This window comes from Rhizobium sp. SVR5-9E, from assembly GCF_056755095.1.
Genome location: NZ_JBNDHS010000001.1, coordinates 106711 through 126642 on the forward strand (window position 1 = coordinate 106711; position 19932 = coordinate 126642).

General features: G+C 61.7%; 14 protein-coding genes and 1 pseudogene. 5 read left to right on the plus strand and 10 right to left on the minus strand.

Annotation, left to right across the window (positions count from 1 at the left end; genetic code table 11):
- Positions 1 to 30 precede the first annotated feature (30 nt).
- The 9 genes and pseudogenes from malQ to ACPYOJ_RS00545 all read right to left on the minus strand — a co-directional run bounded on the left by malQ (position 31) and on the right by ACPYOJ_RS00545 (position 11483).
- Positions 31 to 1910: pseudogene (gene malQ / locus ACPYOJ_RS00505) on the minus strand (4-alpha-glucanotransferase).
- Between the two features lie 44 nt (positions 1911 to 1954).
- The gene (gene treZ, locus ACPYOJ_RS00510; protein WP_481414477.1) at positions 1955 to 3733 is read right to left on the minus strand and encodes a malto-oligosyltrehalose trehalohydrolase; all 1779 of its coding nucleotides are present in this window, start codon (positions 3731 to 3733) and stop codon (positions 1955 to 1957) included.
- A gap of 125 nt (positions 3734 to 3858) precedes the next feature.
- Positions 3859 to 4560, minus strand: coding sequence for a class II aldolase/adducin family protein (locus tag ACPYOJ_RS00515; RefSeq protein ID WP_481414478.1), 702 nt, complete (start codon positions 4558 to 4560; stop codon positions 3859 to 3861).
- Positions 4557 to 6044, minus strand: a complete 1488-nt coding sequence (locus ACPYOJ_RS00520) for an FGGY-family carbohydrate kinase (RefSeq protein WP_481414479.1) — start codon at positions 6042 to 6044, stop codon at positions 4557 to 4559. The genes ACPYOJ_RS00515 and ACPYOJ_RS00520 overlap by 4 nt, the downstream gene beginning before the upstream one ends.
- Positions 6045 to 6065: 21 nt before the next feature.
- A complete protein-coding gene (locus tag ACPYOJ_RS00525; protein WP_481414480.1) occupies positions 6066 to 6914 on the minus strand; it encodes a sugar phosphate isomerase/epimerase family protein in 849 nt (282 codons plus the stop codon).
- 4 nt (positions 6915 to 6918) lie between these two features.
- Positions 6919 to 7914 (minus strand): ABC transporter permease, encoded by a 996-nt coding sequence (locus tag ACPYOJ_RS00530; RefSeq protein WP_168829934.1) that lies wholly within the window; start codon positions 7912 to 7914, stop codon positions 6919 to 6921.
- The gene (locus ACPYOJ_RS00535) at positions 7911 to 8912 is read right to left on the minus strand and encodes an ABC transporter permease (RefSeq protein WP_481414481.1); all 1002 of its coding nucleotides are present in this window, start codon (positions 8910 to 8912) and stop codon (positions 7911 to 7913) included. Before ACPYOJ_RS00535 ends, ACPYOJ_RS00530 begins: the two co-directional genes overlap by 4 nt.
- Positions 8905 to 10422: a sugar ABC transporter ATP-binding protein gene (locus tag ACPYOJ_RS00540; protein ID WP_481414482.1), complete on the minus strand. Its 1518-nt coding sequence runs from the start codon at positions 10420 to 10422 to the stop codon at positions 8905 to 8907. The genes ACPYOJ_RS00535 and ACPYOJ_RS00540 overlap by 8 nt, the downstream gene beginning before the upstream one ends.
- 83 nt (positions 10423 to 10505) lie before the next feature.
- A complete protein-coding gene (locus ACPYOJ_RS00545) occupies positions 10506 to 11483 on the minus strand; it encodes an autoinducer 2 ABC transporter substrate-binding protein (RefSeq protein ID WP_168829931.1) in 978 nt (325 codons plus the stop codon).
- 238 nt (positions 11484 to 11721) lie between these two features.
- Between ACPYOJ_RS00545 and ACPYOJ_RS00550 the strand changes: the two genes are divergently transcribed.
- On the plus strand, positions 11722 to 12783 hold the full coding sequence (locus tag ACPYOJ_RS00550; RefSeq protein ID WP_481414483.1) for a LacI family DNA-binding transcriptional regulator: 1062 nt from the start codon (positions 11722 to 11724) through the stop codon (positions 12781 to 12783).
- Positions 12784 to 12807: 24 nt separating this feature from the next.
- Here the strand turns inward: ACPYOJ_RS00550 and ACPYOJ_RS00555 are convergent, their stop codons facing one another.
- Positions 12808 to 14733, minus strand: a complete 1926-nt coding sequence (locus tag ACPYOJ_RS00555; protein ID WP_481414484.1) for a PBP1A family penicillin-binding protein — start codon at positions 14731 to 14733, stop codon at positions 12808 to 12810.
- Between the two features lie 686 nt (positions 14734 to 15419).
- On the opposite strand from ACPYOJ_RS00555, the gene ACPYOJ_RS00560 reads away from it, so the two are divergent.
- The 4 genes from ACPYOJ_RS00560 to ACPYOJ_RS00575 all read left to right on the plus strand — a co-directional run bounded on the left by ACPYOJ_RS00560 (position 15420) and on the right by ACPYOJ_RS00575 (position 19917).
- On the plus strand, positions 15420 to 15635 hold the full coding sequence (locus ACPYOJ_RS00560) for a hypothetical protein (RefSeq protein WP_481414485.1): 216 nt from the start codon (positions 15420 to 15422) through the stop codon (positions 15633 to 15635).
- A gap of 126 nt (positions 15636 to 15761) precedes the next feature.
- Positions 15762 to 16526, plus strand: a complete 765-nt coding sequence (locus tag ACPYOJ_RS00565; protein ID WP_481414486.1) for a LamB/YcsF family protein — start codon at positions 15762 to 15764, stop codon at positions 16524 to 16526.
- A 23-nt stretch (positions 16527 to 16549) separates the two neighbouring features.
- Positions 16550 to 18154, plus strand: coding sequence for a 5-oxoprolinase subunit B/C family protein (locus ACPYOJ_RS00570; protein WP_481414487.1), 1605 nt, complete (start codon positions 16550 to 16552; stop codon positions 18152 to 18154).
- Positions 18155 to 18189: 35 nt separating this feature from the next.
- Positions 18190 to 19917, plus strand: a complete 1728-nt coding sequence (locus ACPYOJ_RS00575; protein WP_481414488.1) for an acetyl/propionyl/methylcrotonyl-CoA carboxylase subunit alpha — start codon at positions 18190 to 18192, stop codon at positions 19915 to 19917.
- The last annotated feature ends 15 nt before the right edge of the window (positions 19918 to 19932 follow it).

The window sequence follows — 19932 nt, forward strand, 5'->3', positions numbered from 1 at the left end:
ACTTGTTCCTTCAAAACATGCCAAATCGGCTTACTCTTTCGGCCGTTCATTCCGCATCGCCGCAGCTATCCTCGCAACGAGCGGGATCGCGCCAAAATTCTCGATGGCCACCGACAACTTCGGTTTCCAATTGGGATAGCGGTCGCCGGTGCCCGGAACATTGGTCGGCCTTTTCTCGCTTGTCAGGTCGGCAAGGCGGACGGCGGCAAGGAGCGACGGGGTCCTGGCAATGAAGCGGTGCGCGCTGACAGCCAGATCGTGCAACTTCTCTTCGTCCGCTGTTTTAGCGGTCAGCCGCGCCGGTGGATCGAGGCCTGCGTCATTGAGCGCTTCCTTGAGGTCTCGGCGCTCGCTTTTCCGCTCCTTGACGTGTTGCTGCGTTACCTCGGGCGGCACGATGCCATGTTTGGCCCTTGCCTTGATATCGCGACCTCGCCACCAGCCGGCCAACGTCTCATGATCATGGGTAGAGATGCAGGCGAGAGCCAGCGCCGGATAGACCTCCGCCGGTTTGAAGCCGCTTTGTCCCGCTCATAAGAAAGGACGCGATAGGAAAGTATCTGCGCCGCGGAGAGATCGTCCTGCAATCCTTGCGGAAGCGTGCCCAGGTCTTCGCCGATCACCACGCAGCGGTATCGCGCCGAGGCCTTTGCCAGGATCTTCAGCAACCGACGCTGCGGGTAGTCGACATACGCTCCAGCCTCCGGCGGGCTGTCCAGCGGCACCAGAAAGAGGCGCCTCAGCGCCGCCGCGTGGTCAATGCGGATGGCGCCGGCATAGCGCATCGCCGCGCTCACCATCCTACGGTAGGGCGAGCGCTTGCCCGAAGCGATCGCAGAGGGCCGAAATGCGGCCAGATGCCAGTCTTGACCTTGCGTCGCAAAGGGGTCCGGCGGGCTTCCGATCGTTGCCCCGGCGATGTAGATGTCCCGCTTGCTCCAGGTCGCGGAACCGTCGATGGCTTCTCCAACCGCAAGATCGAGGTAGAACCCTATCCGCAGGCCGACCTTGCGCGCATGCTCGGCCGCCTCGGCGAGTTGCCGGTGCGCCAGCCACTGCAGCCACATATGGAAGCGAACTTCGTCCGCATTCTCCCGCTCGAACTCCACTACCGCCGGACTATCCGGGTTTTGATATTCTGCCGGCCAGGTATGCCAACCAGCTCCTGCCGCGGATTTCACCATCGAAAACGAAATTGCTTCAAAGAGCGCATGACGGCGCAGTCCCTTACGGCCCTCACGCAGGAACGCCTCGAAATCAGCAGGATCGTAAACCCGGTGGCGCGGCGCGCCTCTCTGCCAGTTGGCCCAAAGAGACCTCAGGACGGCGAGCTTTGTGCGAGCGACCCCAACATAATCGACGAGATCGGTTTGCCGCAGGTCCTCCAGCTGCCGATCGAGCTCCGGGCGGCCTGCAAAGCCTGGAACCTGATCGACGGCTACGTAGAGGGGGTTAAGTCGCTGGCGGTTCGAAGGCTCGTAAGGGCTGCAGCGGTCGGGATCGGCAAGAAACGGAGCATGCAACGGATTGAGGCCGATGAAGTCACCCCCGAGCGACCGGACAATATCCGCCATAACCGAAAGATCCTCGAAATCTCCTATTCCCCAATTGCGCGAAGAGCGCAGTTCATAAAGCTGCAGGCTGATCCCCCAGACACGGGTCTTGCTGAGTACCTCCGGCAAGTATGCTTTCGGGGTCTTCTTTTTCATCGAGTGGGACTTTGCCGAATGAGCGCCGGCCTTCCCGGATGATTTCGGGGGCGCTTTCTTCGGCCGCGGCTCGATCTTCAAGGCGGCCAGGATTTTTCGCTTGGTCTCGTTGGAGATCGGCACTTCCTGACCATCCGGACTCGGCCTGGTGAGGCTGATGCCGTGTCGCCGAGCCAGTTCGTCGAGTTGCTTGGGCTTCATCGTTCAGTCGCCTTCCGCGCCTCCGGCCTTCGTCCTTCGCGAGGTCAGGTCTTGCTGATGCTCCAGATCACCGACCATGGTGCGAGACGGCTGCGGTTGATCGAGCCGCAGGCGAAAATCTGCTCCATATTCTCATTCTGCAAACTGATGGACGTCTCCTGATCGGTCAGGTTGGCTAGCAGATGCAGCTGGACACCCCCGGCCAGCGTCCAATCGACTGCGACCGCGCTCCCTGCGGTTCGAAAGACACCGGTCTTGCCGCCGAGACCGTTCAGCAAGGGCGCGATCCGGCGGTGTCTGATCTCCAGAAGTGTCTTGTAAAAGCCGAGGATATCCGCCGAAGAGGAATCGGCAAGCTTTGACCAATCGAGCTTGGCTGAAGCGAATGTGGAGTGCGCAGTCGGATCGAGAAGGTCTTCGGCATCGAAGCCTGGCAGCCGGGTCAGCTCCTCGCGGCGACCCTTTCTTACCTTTTCGTTAAGGTCCTCGTTGAAATCACAGAAATAGGGGAAGGGCTCTTCCGCGCCCCATTCCTCACCCATGAACATCATTGGGACCTGCGGTGCCAGAAGGTAAACAGCGGTTATCGCCTTGATCGCGTCCTTCGGGCGTGAGGCAACCATTCGATCCCCCAGTGCCCTGTTGCCGATCTGGTCGTGGTTCTGAATGAAGGAGATGAAGGCTGTGGGTGGAAGCTCCGCACTCGGCTTGCCGCGGGGCCGTCCACGATATGGCATGTGCTCGCCCTGGAATACGAAGCCAGCGGCGAGCGCCCGGCCGAGCTTGGCGACGTCACCGGCATAATCGGCATAGTAGCCGAAAGTCTCTCCAGTCGCTGCAACATGCAGCACGTGGTGAATGTCGTCGTTCCACTGCGCCGCGAAGAGCAGTGCCGTACCTTCGGTGTTCCGCTTCAGAATATCGCTGTCGTTGTCTTCGTTTTCGACAATCAGATGGACATTGCGGCCTGCGGCAGCTGCCCGTACACGATGGGCGAGCTCGTGCAGGAGATGTTCCTGGCTGTCGTCGTTGATCGCGTGGGCGGCATCGAGGCGCAGACCGTCGAGCCTGAATTCGGTAATCCAATATAGGGCATTCTGGATGACAAATTCGCGCACGGGCCCCGAATCCTCGCCATCGTAATTTATGCCACGGCCCCATGGCGTCTTGTGATGCTCGGTGAACAGCGGCGCATAGGCCGGCATGTAATTTCCATCCGGCCCGAAGTGATTGTAGACGACATCGAGGAACACACAGATTCCCCGGTGATGGGCCGCGTCTACCAAGGCCATCAGATCTTCCGGTCGCCCATAGCTACTATCCGGAGCATAGGGGAGCACTCCATCGTAGCCCCAACCGTAGCGACCCGGGAAATCGCTGACGGGCATGATCTGGATTGCCGTAACGCCCAGCTGCCTCAGGTGATCAAGCCTTTCAATCGCCGCTAGAAAGCGACCCTCCTGGGTAAAGGAGCCGATATGCATCTCATAGATGACGATCTCCTCCCATGGCCGGCCCGTCCACCCTTCTCTTCTCCAGCGATAAGAGGCCAGGTCAATAACCTCGCTTGGCCCATGAACGTCCCGCGGTTGGAAGCGGGAAGCGGGATCGGGAACTTCAAGGCCGTCCGGCAGCACGAACTGATAGAGGGCGCCCGGGCCGGCGCCAGAGACTTCGCAATGGTGCCATCCGTCACCAACCGGCCGCATCTCCAGTGGCTTAGCACCTTCTAACTTCACAGATACGCGTCGATGAAAAGGCGCCCAGAGCCGAAAAAGAACGCCGTCATCAGTGAGGATTGGGCCAAACATCATTCTGGTCAAGGCGGTGCCTTCCGGTTGAAACAGAGTGAACCGTTAACTCGACCGCCGTGAAAATGTTTCGAGCCTCTGCTGCTCTAAGAGCGCGAATGCAGCGCCCTTTCCGAGTAACCAGACACTGAGGGAGCTTAAATGACTCCGGCTCGCGGCCGTGCAATGTCGTTGACACCTTCCGCATCAGGCGCTTGCCCATAGCTCATGCGGCGCATTTGCTCAAGGACCCGCGCCATTTCCTCGTCAGGCAGCACCGGCGGTTCGCCGAGCGTCAAGGCCTGCACATAGATGCGTGACAACGTCTCGATTTCGATCGCCAGCCACAGGGCGGACTCGAGCGTCTTGCCGAGCGAGATCTGGCCGTGCTGACCGAGCAGACAGGCGAACCGGTCCGTGAGCGCCACCAGCGCGTTGTCCGACAAGGCCTGTGTCCCGAACGTCGCGTACTCGGCGCAGCGTATCGTGGTGCCGCCGGCGACGCCCGTCATATAATGGAAGCTCGGAATGGTCTTGTGGTGGCAGGCGAGCGTTGTTGCGTAAATCGAATGGCAATGCAGCACGACATTGATATCCGTGCGACTCTTCAGGATGTCGCGATGAAAGCGCCATTCGGACGACGGGCGGCGGCCGACGTAGGTGCCGTCGAAATCCATCTCCACCAAATCCTCCGGCGTCATCGCGTCGTAGGGCAAGGACGACGGCGTGATCAAAAAGCCGCTGCTGGTCCGCACGGACAGGTTTCCGGCAGTGCCTTGATTGATGCCACTCGAATTCATCCGCCGGCAGACATCGACCATTTCGCGGCGCAGCGCCGTCATATCGGTGTGTTCGTTCATGAAGTGAACCTTTCCTGATGGACGTTGAAATCGTTGCGCGCCGCATGCCGCGCCTCGGTTCGCCAGCGTCGGGCATAAGCAGCCAAGTCGGCGGGCGGATGATGGAAGACTGCAGGCTTTTCCAGTGCGATCGAGGCAGGTCCCCGGCGGAGTCCATGGGTTGCCAGGAGCGCTGCGCCGGATGCAACGCCATAGCGTTCGAGGCTGGCGAGCGTCTCGCAATCCGGACGGAGCGCGGCCACGAGCGAGCCATAGAGCGGATCCCGCAGGAAGCTGCCATCGAGAATAAGCGGTCCGCCGTTCGCCAGCGCATCGACGCATTCGATCGTCAGCAGCGCCGTGTAAAGAGCCGCCAAAGCCCGGCGCTCGGCATCGTCGGCGGGTTGAGGGCCCGCAATCCTTCCCCTGCCGGCGCTGCCCGGAAACAGGCCGTCATCTTCCCCGAAGGAGGGCAAGGCCATCGTGCCCTGCCCGATCAGCCGGCTGACAAGCCTCGCGCCGGCCTCGCCATTGGCATTGCCAACCCCTGCGAGGTGGCTGAATTCCCGCCCGCCCATCGTCAAGGCGCCGCCGACGGGGCGGCCAAATACGTCGCTGTTGCAGGTCATTCCCCGATGCTCATCCAGTCGCGTAAGCGGCGTCTCGGCGTTCAGCGCAACGATCCAGGTGCCCGTGGAAACGACGGTCGCATCCTCCAATCCCGCCGCCTGATAGCGGTAGAAGTTGGCGCTGCTGTCGTGAATGCCCGCCAGCACCCTCATATCGGCTGGCAATCCATACCGCTTCGCAAGACCGCGGCGGATGGTGCCGATTGCTTGCCAGGCCGTGGCGAATGGCGGCATCAGCCTGGCCCAGCCTTGCGAGGTCACGATTGGCGACCAGCGTCTTTCCGCAACGTTCCACAAATGGGATTGCGCACCGAGAACTGTCGTTTCCGACACCACCTCACCCGACAGCCGCCATGCCCAGTATTGCGGCACGCCGAGAAACCAGCATGATCCAGCAAAAGCCCCTGGCTGCGCCTGCTGCATCCAGAAAATCTGCCGCGCCTGATGGGTGGCACCGTGCATGATCGCACTGCCACGATCGAGGAAGGAGCCGGAGAGCGGTCGATAGCCTTCGCGGATATCGTCCGGCAAAGCCTGCTCGTAATCGATCATCGGCAGGACGGTTCCATCGCCGTCATCAGGATTAGATCCGACCAGCACGCCGCCGGAACCGTGACCGGTCGCGATGAAGGTGGAAAGCGGGTGGCGTCCGGAAAGAGCGGCCAGATTGTCGAACACCCAATCGCTCAGCCCCTGCAGGTCGTGATGCTTCCAAGGCGGGCCTTCCAGCACCGGGTTGCAGACCGACAGCGTTTCGACAACCTCACCTGTGGCCGTTACCGCATTGAGCTTCACGTTGCTCTTGCCCACATCCAGCACGACGACAGTCGCCGGCTGTCTGTCTTCCCTTCGATCGGTCGCCTGCCCTTCCGTCATTTCGGCTTTCCGGATTGCCGTTCAGATCAGGCCGTATTGCCGCGCCTTGTTGCGCAAGAACGGCAGGCCGTTGCCCATCACTTCGGCCTCATCCTTCGCAACCGGGCGCCAGACCGCGAGTCCGTAAGCGACTTCAGGCGGCATGTTGATGAAGCTTTCCATCGCCAGCCCGCCCTTGAAGCCTATGGCAGCGAGTGCCGCGTAAACCTCATTCCAGGGAATGTTGCCGTAGCCCGGCGTGCCGCGGTCACTTTCCGAAAGATGGATGTATTTCAGGTGATCGCGGGCATCGAGAATACCGTTGGCGGCGCCCTTTTCCTCGATGTTCATATGATAGGTATCGAGATGAACGAAAACGTTGTCGGCACCGACCCGCTCGATCATGTCCACCGCCTGCCGGGCCGTATTGATCAGGTGGTTCTCGTAACGGTTCACTGCCTCGACACCGAGTTCGATACCCTTAGACTTGGCATGCTTGGCCGCCGCCTGCAGGGCTCGCGCAATATTGTCGTATTCCCCTTGCGTCGGCGGAACGCCGGTACGCTCACCGATGCCGCCGAAGATCACGCCGGAAAGCGCTTCCGCGCCCATTTCCGCGGTCTTGTCGATGGCGACCTTCAAGTGCTCGATCGCCGCGTCAGGACGAACGGACGCCCAGGCGCTTTCCGGTAGGCCAAGCGAGCAGACAGAGCGCAGCCTGTGTTTTTCCAGCAGCGCCCTGGTATGTGCCGCATCGACCGCCGGCGCATTCAGGAGCGCGATCTCGATGAAATCCATCTCGTACTTGACGGCGGCGGCAATCGCCTTCTCCGCACCGGCGCGATCCCAGTTCATGGTCCACATGCTGGTGTGAACACCAAAACCTTCCATGGCCTTATCCCTTTTTTCGCTTGAGAAATTTGAGATGCCCGGCCGCATAGCGCAGGATCATCACGGTGATGAGCAGGATGCCCCAGACGGCTGTCGCAAGATGCTGGTTGGCTCCCATGAGGTTGAGGCCGGATGCGAGCAGCTGCAGAACGACGAGCGCCACGAAGACGGGGATGACCCTGCCAAAGCCGCCAAATGGATTGACGCCGCCGAGGAAGCAGGCAAGCACAGTGATCAGCAGATAGGATTCACCGTGGCCGACGCGCACCGAGTTGAAGCGGGCGAGCATGATGATGCCGGCGACCGCGCACATGGCGCCAGACAGCGTATAGACCAGCACCAGGACCTTGCGCGTACTGATGCCCGAATATCGCGTCGCCTCGATGTTCGAGCCGATCATGTAAGTGTTGAAGCCGAGCTTCATCCTTGTCAGCAGCAGATGCCAGATCGCCACGCAGCCTATGAAGACGAGAAGCGGCACCGGAAAACCGAGCACGCTGCCGTGGCCGAGAGGCGCAAGGTAGGCCGGAAAACCCGAGACATCGCCACCGTGAGTCAAGAACTCGCCGAGTCCGCGCAGGAAGATCATCATCGACAGCGACACCAGGATCGGGTGGGCCCGCGTATAGGCAATCACTAACCCCATCACCACGCCGCTCGCCGCCCCGACGCCGATAGCAAGGAGGCTGCCGAGCACGAAAGCAAAGGGTCCCGCATCCACGCCCCCGTGTGCCTTCAGCACCCAGGCCAGTGTCAGGCCGGCGATATTGGCGGTGAAGGTGATCGCGAGATTGAGCCCGCCGGTCAGCACCGGCAAAAGCATGGCGAGCGTGAGAAGCCCGAGTTCCGGTAGCTGGAAGGCCACCGAACCGAAAGTGGCGCGGCTCAGGAATTGTGGTGACGCGAAGCTGAAGAAGAGCAGGACCATGAAGAGCGCAAGTCCGGGCCCGGCCATTTCCGGCCCGATGATCGCCCAACGGCGCTTGAGGAGGGCGGTCATCTGCGGCCTCCTTCCTGACGCATGAACGGCAGCAGCTTTTCGATGCTGGTGTTCGACAGCGTAATGGCGACCAGAATGATGGCGCCGACGATCATCTTGAAAGCATATGGCGAGACGCCTGCGAGATTGAGGCCGTTCTGCGTGATCGAGATCAAGAGAACCCCGAGCACGCAGCCGAGGACGGAGCCTTTACCGCCGCCGAGCCGGGCGCCGCCAAGTACCACGGCGGCAAGCACGTCCAGCTCGCGACCATAAAGCGCGTTTGGAACGACTTCCTGTGCGTAGTGCGCCTGGATCAGACCTGCGATGCCGGCCATCAGTCCAAGCCAGCCAAAGGCGATGAACTGCATTGCCGCGATATTGATGCCGAACCGGCGCGCTCCTTCGGGATTATCGCCGAAGGCATAAAGCTGCCGCCCCGTCGTCGTTCGGGTGATGAAGAGCCAGGTAGCGACGACGCAGATGACCATGACCAGCACCGGCAGCGTGATTTCGATCCAGGTCCCATCCGCCATCTCGTGCTCGAACAGGACAACGCGCGAGGTCAGCCAGTCCGGGAGATTGTAAATCGACACGCCGCGCGTGAAAAACATCAACAGCCCGAAATAGATGTTGAAGGTGGCGATGGTCGCGACGATCGAAATGATCCGGAATCTGTGGATGAGGAAAGCGTTGACGGCGCCGAGCAGGATCCCGAGAACGCCGGCAATCAACAGACCGCTCACCCAACCGCCGCCCCCAATCCAGCCGAGCAGGATGGCAGTGATGTATTGAACGACCGAGGCTGCGACCGCAAAGGAGATATCGATGCCGCCGGCGATCAAGACGACGAGAAGCCCGACGGCGAAAATGATATTGACGGCGCTGGTGTTGAGCAGATCGAACGCGTTTCCGAGCGAGAAGAAGCGGTCGGTGATGATCGACAGGAACAGGCTGATGATCACCATGACGGCAAGCAGCGCAAATTCCGTCGCGTGGGATTGAACGAGTTTATGCATAGACGGCAGCCTCGATGTCCTCAAGCGCGCAGTCGCGCGGCGTGAACCGATTGACGATACGCCCCTTGGCCATGTGCAGCACGCGGTCCGCATGAAAGTAGACCTCCGGCACCTCGTCGGAGATCAGGATGATCGCGAGGCCGCTGGCTGCGAGTTTGGCGACGATATCGAAGATGCCGGCGCGGGCACCGACGTCCACGCCGACGGTGGGAGCGTCGAGAATGAGCAGCTTCGGACCGGTCGCCAGCCACTTGGCGATGGCGACGCGTTGCTGGTTGCCGCCGGAAAGCGTCGAAATCGCATCGTCCTGCTTGCCGATCTTGATGCCCAGATCAGTGATCCATCGGGCAACCAGCTCCTGCTTGCCGGTATCGGACAACAGCCCACCGGAGATGATGCGGTCGAGCGATGCAATGACAAGATTGTCGGCGATCGACTGCGGCTGAATGAGCCCGAGAGACAGCCGATCCTCGGAGAGATACGCGATCCCGGCCGCGATCGCGTCGCGATTGGAGGAGAAACGGACCGGCTTGCCCTCAAGCCTGATGGTACCTGCCTTCGGCTTCAACATGCCGAACAAGGAGAGCGCGAGCTCGGTGCGCCCGGCACCAAGCAGGCCGGTGATGCCGAGGGTCTCGCCGCGTCGGACGGTAAAGGAAATATCCTGAAACTGCCCCGGCCGGGTGAGACCCTCGACCTCCAGCACCACCGGATTGCTGCCGACGTCACGGACATGGATCGTCTGGTCGAAGGTCTTGCCGGTCATCAGTTCGGTGATGCGCGACTGGGGCATTCCGCTCGTCGGGTAGACGCCGACGAGCGCCCCGTCCCTCAGAACCGTCAGCCGGCTCGATATCTCGAGCACCTCGGCCAGCCTGTGGCTGACGAATACCACGGCGACACCGGATGCAGAGAGCGTCCGGACGATGTCGAGCAGATGGTCCGTTTCCGATTGCGTCAGCGAGGCAGTCGGCTCATCCATGAAGACCAGCTTGGCTTCGCCGATCAGCGCACGCGCAATCGCAACGATCTGACGCTTGGCGATCGCGTAGTCCTTCAGCGGCCGGTCGACATCCAGCGTGACGCCGAGCCGAGCCAGCGCTTTCAGCGCGGTTTCGCGCATGCTGTCGTAATTGACAAACCGGGGCCAGCGGCCAAGCACCGTCTGAAATGCGATGTTTTCGGCAACCGTCATTTCCGGAAACAGAGCAAGGTCCTGCCAGATGACCTGGATGCCTGCGGATTGCGCCGTCACCGGCGACATGTGCGTATAGGTCTGGCCGTCGTAATCGATGACGGCGCCGGACTGCGGACGGTAGACGCCGGTGATGATCTTGATCAACGTGCTCTTGCCGGAGCCGTTTTCACCGGCCAGACAGTGCACCTCGCCCGGCAGAACGTCGAAGCTGACATTCTTCAGCGCCTTGACGCCGCCGAAGGTCATATTGATGTTATGCAGGGACAACAGCGGCTCCGGGCGGCCGCTCTCCACAGTTTCAGGTGCGATCATCGTTTCGATCCGAAGAATTCCCGGGCACCACCGAGCCAGCCGAAGCCAGCCCGGCAGCCCGGGAGGAACGCGTTCGGGGAACGTTACAGGCCCATGCCCGCGAGTTCGTCCACCGTGTCCTTGTTGATCGGCAAGAGTTGATCGACGATGATGTCGTTGCCGACCGGCTTGATCACGCCAAGACCGGGAATGTCGTCGCCTTCCTTGACACTCTCACCCTTGATCAGGCGATCGGCCAGCGTCACGAAGACTTCGCCGGCCTGCTTCGGATTCCACATAAAGCCGCCGGAGATCGCATCCGCTTTGATCAGCTTCTGGCCCTGACCGGGTGAGAAGGGCCCGAGAACGAAGATTTCTCCAGTCTTGCGCCGCTCCTCGATGGCGCGGCCGGCACCGATCGGGCCTTGGCTGCCGAAAGCGAGAAAGCCCTTGAGGTCCGGATGAGCCGAGATGAGATCGAGCGCCGTCGAGCGGCTCTTGTCGACATCTTCAGCCACGCCGTACCGTTCGCCGACGAGCTTCATATCAGGATAATTTGCCTTGATGTAAGCGACCGCCGCATCGGCCCAGGCATTGTGCAGCGGAACTGTGAGCGAGCCGACGAACACGGCATATTCGCCCTTGCCACCCATCTTCTCAGCCAGAAGCTTGGCATGAGCTTCGCCGAAACCTTTGGACGAGGCCAGTTCGAAATTCCAGTCGGCGCCCTTCTGGCCGGGAGATTCATGGGTGATGACGATGATACCCGCGGCCTTGGCTTTGGCCAGAACGGGTTCAAGCACCTTGGCATCGTTCGGAACGACGCCGATCACTTTGACCTGCTGGGCGATCAGATCCTCGATGGCGCGCACCTGAAGCGCCGGGTCGGCACTCGTCGGACCCACCATGAAAGCATCGAGACCGAGCTTGGTCCCCTGCTCCTTGATCCCGGCCTCCATGGCATTGAACCACGGAATGCCACCGATCTTGACGACCACGCCAACCTTGTCGGCGGCCTGCGCAGCGAACGAAGCTCCAAGCGACAACGCTGCAGCAAGCGCTGCAATCATAAGCTTTTTCATGCTTCTCCTCCTCCGAACGTTCCGCGCAGGAACACGCCTTCGGCCGCCAATTGGCGTGCCAAGTTTCAGTTCCGATCTATGCGGAAAATCATGTCCTCCAATTCGCCGCCTCCTCAAGCGGACCTCGATGGCGCAAGTCGTTTTCCCTCTTGCACAATCGATGGTGCAAGTAATATCATTTGAATTTAAGCTTTGGTCAAGGGGAAATTGGCAATAGAGGAGATGTCGGGAGGACGGCATGAAGCAGCAGGGCAAAAAGAAGGCTACGATCTATGATCTCTCGGTCCTGTCCGGTTGCTCGGCCTCGACGGTCAGCGCCGTGCTGAACGGCACCTGGCGCAAACGGCGGATCGCGGAAAGCACGGCCGCACTCATTCAAAACCTGGCTGAACAGCACCAATATACGGCGAACCTTCAGGCCCGCGGTCTGCGCCATTCGCGCTCCGGCCTCGTTGGGCTGCTTCTGCCTGTGTACGACAACCGCTACTTCTCATCCATGGCGCAGACCTTCGAGGCGCAGGTGCGCAGCCGCGGCAAATGTCCCATCGTCGTCAGCGCCTCGCGCGATCCGAAGGAGGAACTTGCGACGGTCGAAACGCTGATCTCCTATTCGATCGACGAGCTGTTCATCACCGGTGCGACCGATCCCGATAGCGTTCACACCCTCTGCGAAGCCGCCGGCATCCGCCACATCAACATCGACCTACCGGGAACCAAGGCGCCATCTGTCATCAGCGACAACTACGAAGGCGCCCGGATGCTGACCGAGGCGATCATCCGGCGTTTCGATCCCACCCGCCCTCTGAAGCCCGAGGAGCTATTCTTGTTTGGCGGACGCAACGATCATGCCAGCCGGGAACGCATAAGAGGCTTTCGCGATGTCAAATCAGCTTTGCTGGGAGGCGATACCGACGCCTGCATTCAGCCGACCGGCTATTCGCCAGCGATGACGCAAAGAGCCTTCGAGACCTTCTACGAGCGCCAAGGAAAGTTGCCACGCGGGCTCTTCATCAACTCGTCGATCAACTTCGAGGGCCTGCTCCGCTTCATGGCCCAGCATCCCCACGAGACCTTCGCCGACATCGTCGTTGGCTGCTACGATTATGATCCCTTCGGCTCATTCCTGCCCTTCCCCGTCATCATGATCAGGCAGAACATCGAGAGCATGCTCGAGAAGGCATTCGAGCTTATCGCCGAGCATCGCCCCACGAACAAAATTCACCTCATCCAGCCGGAGCTGGTCCATCCGCGCACGGCGCTGAAAGGCCCCCTGGACGCGATCAAGGATGTCTACGCTTAAGTACGAAGAGTGGGCGCCGGACCATTATTTTTCGCAGAGACGCCGTTCGCCGCGATAGGGCTGGTACGTGCAATCCGAGGCGCGGAAGGAACGATAGCTTCGCGAGCAGGCGCGAATATTGCACGAAGCAGCGGGTTGCTGTTCGCCCGTCAATATCTCCGCCCCGGAGCCATCGAGCGTAGAGGGGCTGGCCATCGCAGCCTGCATGAATTCGCGCCATATCCGAGCAGGCAATGCGCCACCCGTTACCCCTTTCATCGGCGTATCGTCATCATTGCCGACCCAGACGCCCGCGACTAATGAGTCCGTAAAGCCAACAAACCAGGCGTCGCGGTTATTCTGGCTGGTGCCCGTCTTCCCGGCAGCAAAGAAACCCGGCGAAGCTTCGCGTCCGGTACCTCGCTCCACCACCAGTTGAAGAAGCGTAGAGAGGTCATCGCGATAGGCGGAAAGATCGACTGACGGCGTCACCTGCGGACCCACCCGGAAAGCCTGGGGCTCCGTCGCAGCTTGAAAGTCGATCACGCCCCATGGCTCCACGGGAGCGCTCCCCCAGCGAACGGACGCGTAGGCGCCCGTCAGATCGAGCAAGCTGACCTCCGACGCCCCGAGCGCGAGTGCCGGCACCGGGTTGAGAGGCGCGTCGATGCCCAGCTCCCTGGCTGCCGCAGCGACATTCTCCATTCCCACGTGCTGCGCGAGCACGACGGTCGCGGCGTTGAGGGAGCGAGCAAATGCTTCCGCAACGGTGACCACGCCACGGTAGCGACCTCCAGAATTCTCCGGGGCCCAGCCATCGACCTTGATCGGCCTATCGTAGACGCGATCGCTCAAACTGATGCCCTGCTTCAAGGCAGCATAGTAGACGAACAGCTTGAAGGTGGAGCCTGGCTGGCGCATTGCCGTGACAGCCCGGTTGAACTGGCTCGCCCTATAATCGCGGCCCCCGACCATTGCGACAACCGCGCCGTCGGGCGTCATGGCCACCAATGCGGCTTGCGATGCGCCGAGCGCTTTTCCATCTTCATCGAGCGCACGCTTGATCACCTCTTCTGCGGCGCGCTGGAGACGCGGCACCAAAGTGGTGCGTACCGTCACTGAACTGACCGAAGAACCCGCGATCTCGCCGGCCTGGCTCGATATCCAATCGGCGAACCAGCTGCCCAGGCGTGGCGCCGGTGGGGTCGGGTGCAAGGCAGTGAATTCGGCCTTCGCAGCCGCCGCCTCGCCCTCCTTGAGCTTGCCGTTTGCAACCATTGCGTCGAGTACGGTCGCGGTTCGCCGCCGGGCGCCCTCGAAATTGTCGATCGGGTTCAGCTGGCTCGGTGCCTGCAGGAGGCCGGCGAGCATTGCTGACTCGCGAATGTCGAGCGCACCAATATCCTTGTCGAAATAGATCCGCGCTGCCGCCGGCATGCCGGTCGCGCCTGCGCCAAGATAGACCGAGTTCAGGTAGCGTGTAAGAATCTCCCGCTTGCCGAGCTTCCATTCCAACCAGAAGGCAACGACCACTTCCTGGATCTTGCGCTTCAGCGTCCGATCGCTTTCGAGATAGAGGATCTTGATAAGCTGTTGCGTGATAGTGCTGCCGCCCTCGACGATTTCGCCGGCCTGCAGGTTACGGAGCATGGCGCGTGAGATGCCCCTGAGGTCTATTCCGTAATGATCCGGGAACCGCCGGTCCTCGATCGAGAGCACGGCATCGATCAGGTGCGGAGGAAATTCCTCATAACGCGCATACCGGCCTTGAAACCTCCCCTGCCGGACGAGCGGCTGGCCGTCTGCCGTTTCAAGAAAGATCGTGGGCTTCAAGGAGCCGTCTGCGATCTCGCGCCAGGGGACGTCCTTCAACGCCCAGATCAGGACACCGGCCACGAGCAGGATGCAGCCTAGCGAACCCAGGGCAAACAGACCCTTCCAGGAGCGAAGCCGCGGCCGGGAGGCGATCATGCCCGCGAACATCCTCCTTGACCGAGAGGCGACGGAGCGTGAAGCGGCTATGAATCTGGCTCTTGCTTCTGGGACATCGACGTTACCTGCTCTTTCCCTGAGCGTCCTGGCCGCAGTGAGGAACCGTCTGGCACCGCGACGAAATGTCAAACCGAGGTCATGGCGCAATGCATGCGCAAGTTCCCGAACCGCGCGCCTGCTGCGCTCAAAAGGTGACGGCAACGGCTCGGTCGCGTCGTTTCCGGGCGTTGCATCGGCAGCTGGACCAGACTCTGTCTTGATGGCTGTGTCGTTGTCTGTCGGCGTTGCGTCCGTGGTCACAGATTCCACCGGTTTGCGATCCCTGCGGAGGGCTCGTCTTTTTCCAATTCGGTAATATGCAGGACTTCTTACCGAAGATTACATCTCCACGCCATCAACTAGGACTGCACATTTTGGCGGGAAGCCCGGAGCCCTAGAAAAATGGGAGGGTTGTTTCGGCCCTCCCCGAGAGGAGTCCAGGACTGCAACTCTCAACCACCACGCCGAATTGGTCTGAAGCATCGCCAATAAAGCACGGGCTCGTGTCTCCTCCACCATCCGTCCGCATTGTTATCAAGCTCAGCTTTCAGTAAGCTTTCAGCCAAAGGAAACGTGAACGTGCGGCGCGTCTCCGTGACTGGGATGGGTTAACGTAGGAGGATGACATGGACTTAGAAGATCTGCGATCCGAGTACGAACAGAAGATCAAGGAACATGAGGACCATCTGAAGACGATGGACGAAAAGGAGATCCAGCACTTTCAGGCGGAAGGGAGCGGCCCGCTTGCAAATATCACTGAGCGTATCAAGGCGGAGTACCGCCGGAATATCGAAACCTACACGGCGCTGATCGCTCAGATCGATGCGATGCTGGGAGCTTAGGCCAAAACGCAGAATCCTCGCGGATTGAGACCAACGCTGCATCGACGCTGGCCCAGTTAGGCCCCGTGCGGCGACAACCCGATCGGCCCTATCTTTGCCTTCGACTGTCCGCTAAGGAGACCAAATATGACCGCCATCGATCTGAACAGTGATCTCGGAGAAAGCTACAGCGCCTGGACCATGGGCGACGATCAGGCGATGCTTTCGATTGTCTCCAGCGCCAACGTTGCCTGTGGTTTTCATGCCGGCGACCCGATAGGCATCTTGAAGACCGTACGGGCCGCGGCTGAAAAGGGCGTTTCGGTCGGGGCGCATGTCTCCTATCCCGATCGCGTCGGCTTCGGCCGCCGCGACATGGATGTCACCAGCGCCGAACTGATCGCCGATGTCATCTACCAGATCGGCGCACTGAAGGGCCTTGCCGCCGCCGCCGGGGTGGCGGTCGGTTATGTCAAGCCGCACGGCGCACTCTACAACCGCATCGCCTATGACCCGAAACAGGGACAGGCCGTGATCGACGCCATCAAGGCTGTCGACCCATCGCTGGTGCTGATGGGGCTTGCCAACGCGCCGATCCTCGTTCTTGCACGGGAGGCTGGCCTCACGGTCGTCGCCGAGGCTTTCGCCGACCGCGCCTATACTCCGGACGGCCAGCTTCTCTCGCGACGCGAGGCGGGCGCCGTGCTGCACGATGCCCAGCTCATCGCACGCCGCATGCTGCAGCTCGCTCATGAGGGCACGCTGGAAGCGATCGACGGCACCACGATCAAGATCGACGCACAGTCGATCTGCGTGCATGGCGACAACCCCAGCGCAGTCGCCATCGCCCGGGAAATCCGCCGCTCCTTCGAGGCCGACGGCATCACCGTCCGCTCCTTTCTTTCCGCCTGATCAAGGCCACGGCTGAGGTGACGATGCGTTTTCTGCCCGTCAGCCTGACAACCCTGCTTGTCGAACTCGCCGATCTTGACAAGACGCTGGCGCTTTTTGCCTCACTCAAGGGCGATCCAGTGGAGGGCATCGAGGAGATGATACCGGCAGCCCGCACGCTGATGATCCGCTTCCGGCTGGAAAAACTAACGGCGGAAAAGCTGGCAGGCGAGATCGGCAGGCGCGATCTTTCCGCCCGCCTTGCGCCCTCCGACAAGCTGATCGAGATCCCCGTCCGCTATGACGGCGAGGACCTTGAGGATGTTGCAAACCTCACTGGCCTGTCGGTCGAGGACGTCATCCGCCGCCACACGGAAAGCGAGTTCACTGTCGCCTTCTGCGGCTTCGCGCCGGGCTTCGGCTATCTCGTCGGCGGTGATCCGGCGCTCCAGGTGCCACGCCGCCAAAGCCCGCGCACGAGGATTCCGGCGGGCTCGGTGGCCTTGGCCGGCGCCTTCAGCGGCGTCTATCCGCAGGCGAGCCCGGGCGGCTGGCAGATCATCGGCACCACGCCGGAAAAGATGTGGGATCTTTCGCGCGACCCGCCCGCATTGTTCCAGCCCGGCTATCGGGTGCGATTCTTCGATCTTGCGAAGAAACACGCCCCGACGACACCGACGGCCGTGACCCCAAAACCTGCCAAACCGGTGAGCCGGTCGGTCTCAGACGCCTTGACGCTCAAGGTTCTCGCCGCGCCGATGCCGGCGCTGTTCCAGGATCTCGGACGTTTCGGCAAGACCGGCCAGGGCGTTTCGGCATCCGGCGCGCTCGACAAAGGCGCGTTGAAGGCGGCCAATCGCGTGGTCGGCAATCCGATCGATTCCCCCTGTCTCGAAATCACGCTCGGCGGTTTCTCGTTCGAAATTTCGGGACGCGCGGTGGTGGCGGTCACCGGCGCGCCCTGCCCGATCACGATTCGCGACACCGCCGGCCGGACCATTCCGGTTGAGACCTATCAGCCGATCGCGCTGGAGCCCGGCGACGTCGTCACCCTCGGGCATCCGCAGCGAGGCATGCGCAGCTACCTTGCCGTGCGCGGCGGCTTTGCCGTAAGGCCGGTTCTGGGGAGCGCCGCCACGGATACGCTTGCGGTCGTTGGCCCCGAAGCGGTGACAGCCGGTGCGGTGCTGACCGTCGGCACGCAGACCAAAGCTCTTAAAGCGGTTTCCGTGACCGAGGCCCCGGCCTTCGAGCATCCGGCACCGGGCGATACCGTGACGCTCGATGTTGTCATGGGTCCGCGCAGCGACTGGTTCACCGAGGCCGGGATTTCAAACCTTTCCGCGCAACTCTGGCAGGTGACGCCGCAGTCGAACCGCGTCGGAATCCGGCTTTCCGGCGACGTGCCGCTGGAGCGCAGGGACAAGGCGGAACTGCCGAGCGAGGGCACGGCGACGGGAGCGATCCAGGTGCCGCACAGCGGCCAGCCGGTGCTCTTCCTCGCCGACCATCCGCTGACGGGCGGCTACCCGGTGATCGGCACGGTCGCCGAATACCATCTCGATCTCGCGGGACAGATCCCGGTCAATGCAAAGATACGCTTCCGGCCCATAACTGCCTTCGCCGAAATACGGCCTGCCAAGGCGTGAGATCCCGGCCCGATAAAAGACGTGAGGAGCCACCCATGAAGAGAGTCCTGATTGCCAATCGCGGCGAGATCGCGGTGCGCATCATCCGCGCCTGCCGCGACTACGGCTTGCAATCGGTGGCGGTCTATGCCGATCCGGACATGGACGCCCTCTTCGTTCGGCTGGCGGACGAAGCTTACGGGCTCTCCGGCGCGCGACCAATCGAGACCTATCTCGACATCGACAAGTTGATCGATATCGCCAGACGCTCCGGCGCAGATGCGGTGCATCCGGGCTATGGCTTCCTCTCGGAACGGGCGGAGTTCGCCCGCGCGGTCATCGATTCGGGTCTCATCTGGATCGGCCCGGATCCGCATGTCATCGAGGCACTGGGAGACAAGGTCGAGGCCCGGCGGATCGCAACCAGCGTCGGCGCTCCCCTGGTTGCCGGCAGCGACGGCACCGTCGGGACCGCGGCTGAAGTCATTGCTTTTGCCGAAAAGCACGGCTTCCCGGTTGCGATCAAGGCCGCCCACGGCGGCGGCGGGCGCGGCTTGAAGGTCGCATGGAAGATGGACGAGGTGGCCGAACTCTATGAATCGGCGGTGCGCGAAGCAAAGGCCGCCTTCGGCCGCGGCGAATGTTTCCTCGAACGCTTTCTCGACCGGCCGCGCCACATCGAAGCGCAGGTGCTCGCCGACAAGCACGGCAATGTTCTGGTGCTCGGCACCCGCGACTGCTCGCTGCAGCGGCGTAATCAGAAACTTGTCGAGGAGGCCCCCGCCCCCTTCCTCAGCGATGCCCAGCGGCTATCCATTCACGAGGCGGCGAGGAAGATTTGCGCCGCCGCCGGCTATTCGGGTGCCGGTACGGTCGAATTCCTGCTTGGCGTCGACGGCACGATCTCCTTCCTCGAGGTCAACACTCGCCTGCAGGTCGAACATCCGGTTACCGAGGAAACGACGGGCATCGATATCGTCATCGAACAGTTTCGGATTGCCGAGGGCCTGCCGCTCCGCTTCACCGAAACGACTGTGCCGCGCGGCCATTCGATCGAATTCCGCATCAATGCCGAAGATCCCGGCCGCGGCTTCCTACCGACGCCCGGCACGATCTCCATGTTCGAGGCACCGTCCGGGCCAGGCGTACGCCTCGATAGCGGCGTCGTTGCCGGCTCGACCGTTCCCGGCACCTTCGACTCGCTGATGGCGAAGCTGATCGTGACCGGCGCTACTCGCGAGGAGGCGCTGAACCGGGCGCGCCGGGCCTTGCGGGAATTCCGCATCGAAGGGGTCGCGACCGTCCTTCCTTTCCATCGCGCGGCAATCGAATCCATCGACTTCACCGGCGAGAACGGCTTCAACGTCCACACGCGCTGGATCGAGACCGATTTCGCCGCCATGCCCGAAGCCGAGAAGCGCCCGGAGCAGCCAGCCGAGACCTCGCTGATCCGCACCCATGTCGAAATCGACGGAAAGCGCCATGAACTCGGTATTCCAGCCATGCTTCTCGCCGGTCTCGGACAGCCCTCTGTTCAAGGCATGGCGACGACCGTTGCGTCGGAAGGTGCGGGGAGCGTCACCTCGCCGGTTTCCGGTACGCTGCAGGCCTTCAAGGTCGAGGACGGCGCCGCCGTTGAGGCGGGCGACCTGATAGCGGTGATGGAAGCGATGAAGATGGAAACCCAGGTAACCGCTTCGTCCTCCGGAACGATCCGCATCGCCGCCAATGTCGGCGATTATCTGCAGGCCGGGGCAGAAATCGCCCGCATTGAGGTGCACTGACGGGCCACGGCGCGG

Coding starts and splice junctions, on each gene's coding strand:
- ACPYOJ_RS00515 (WP_481414478.1), bottom strand. CDS start 4,560: ATGAACGAACACACCGATATGACGGCGCTGCGCCGCGAAATGGTCGAT.
- ACPYOJ_RS00520 (WP_481414479.1), bottom strand. CDS start 6,044: ATGACGGAAGGGCAGGCGACCGATCGAAGGGAAGACAGACAGCCGGCG.
- ACPYOJ_RS00525 (WP_481414480.1), bottom strand. CDS start 6,914: ATGGAAGGTTTTGGTGTTCACACCAGCATGTGGACCATGAACTGGGAT.
- ACPYOJ_RS00530 (WP_168829934.1), bottom strand. CDS start 7,914: ATGACCGCCCTCCTCAAGCGCCGTTGGGCGATCATCGGGCCGGAAATG.
- ACPYOJ_RS00535 (WP_481414481.1), bottom strand. CDS start 8,912: ATGCATAAACTCGTTCAATCCCACGCGACGGAATTTGCGCTGCTTGCC.
- ACPYOJ_RS00540 (WP_481414482.1), bottom strand. CDS start 10,422: ATGATCGCACCTGAAACTGTGGAGAGCGGCCGCCCGGAGCCGCTGTTG.
- ACPYOJ_RS00545 (WP_168829931.1), bottom strand. CDS start 11,483: ATGAAAAAGCTTATGATTGCAGCGCTTGCTGCAGCGTTGTCGCTTGGA.
- ACPYOJ_RS00550 (WP_481414483.1), top strand. CDS start 11,722: ATGAAGCAGCAGGGCAAAAAGAAGGCTACGATCTATGATCTCTCGGTC.
- ACPYOJ_RS00555 (WP_481414484.1), bottom strand. CDS start 14,733: ATGATCGCCTCCCGGCCGCGGCTTCGCTCCTGGAAGGGTCTGTTTGCC.
- ACPYOJ_RS00560 (WP_481414485.1), top strand. CDS start 15,420: ATGGACTTAGAAGATCTGCGATCCGAGTACGAACAGAAGATCAAGGAA.
- ACPYOJ_RS00565 (WP_481414486.1), top strand. CDS start 15,762: ATGACCGCCATCGATCTGAACAGTGATCTCGGAGAAAGCTACAGCGCC.
- ACPYOJ_RS00570 (WP_481414487.1), top strand. CDS start 16,550: ATGCGTTTTCTGCCCGTCAGCCTGACAACCCTGCTTGTCGAACTCGCC.
- ACPYOJ_RS00575 (WP_481414488.1), top strand. CDS start 18,190: ATGAAGAGAGTCCTGATTGCCAATCGCGGCGAGATCGCGGTGCGCATC.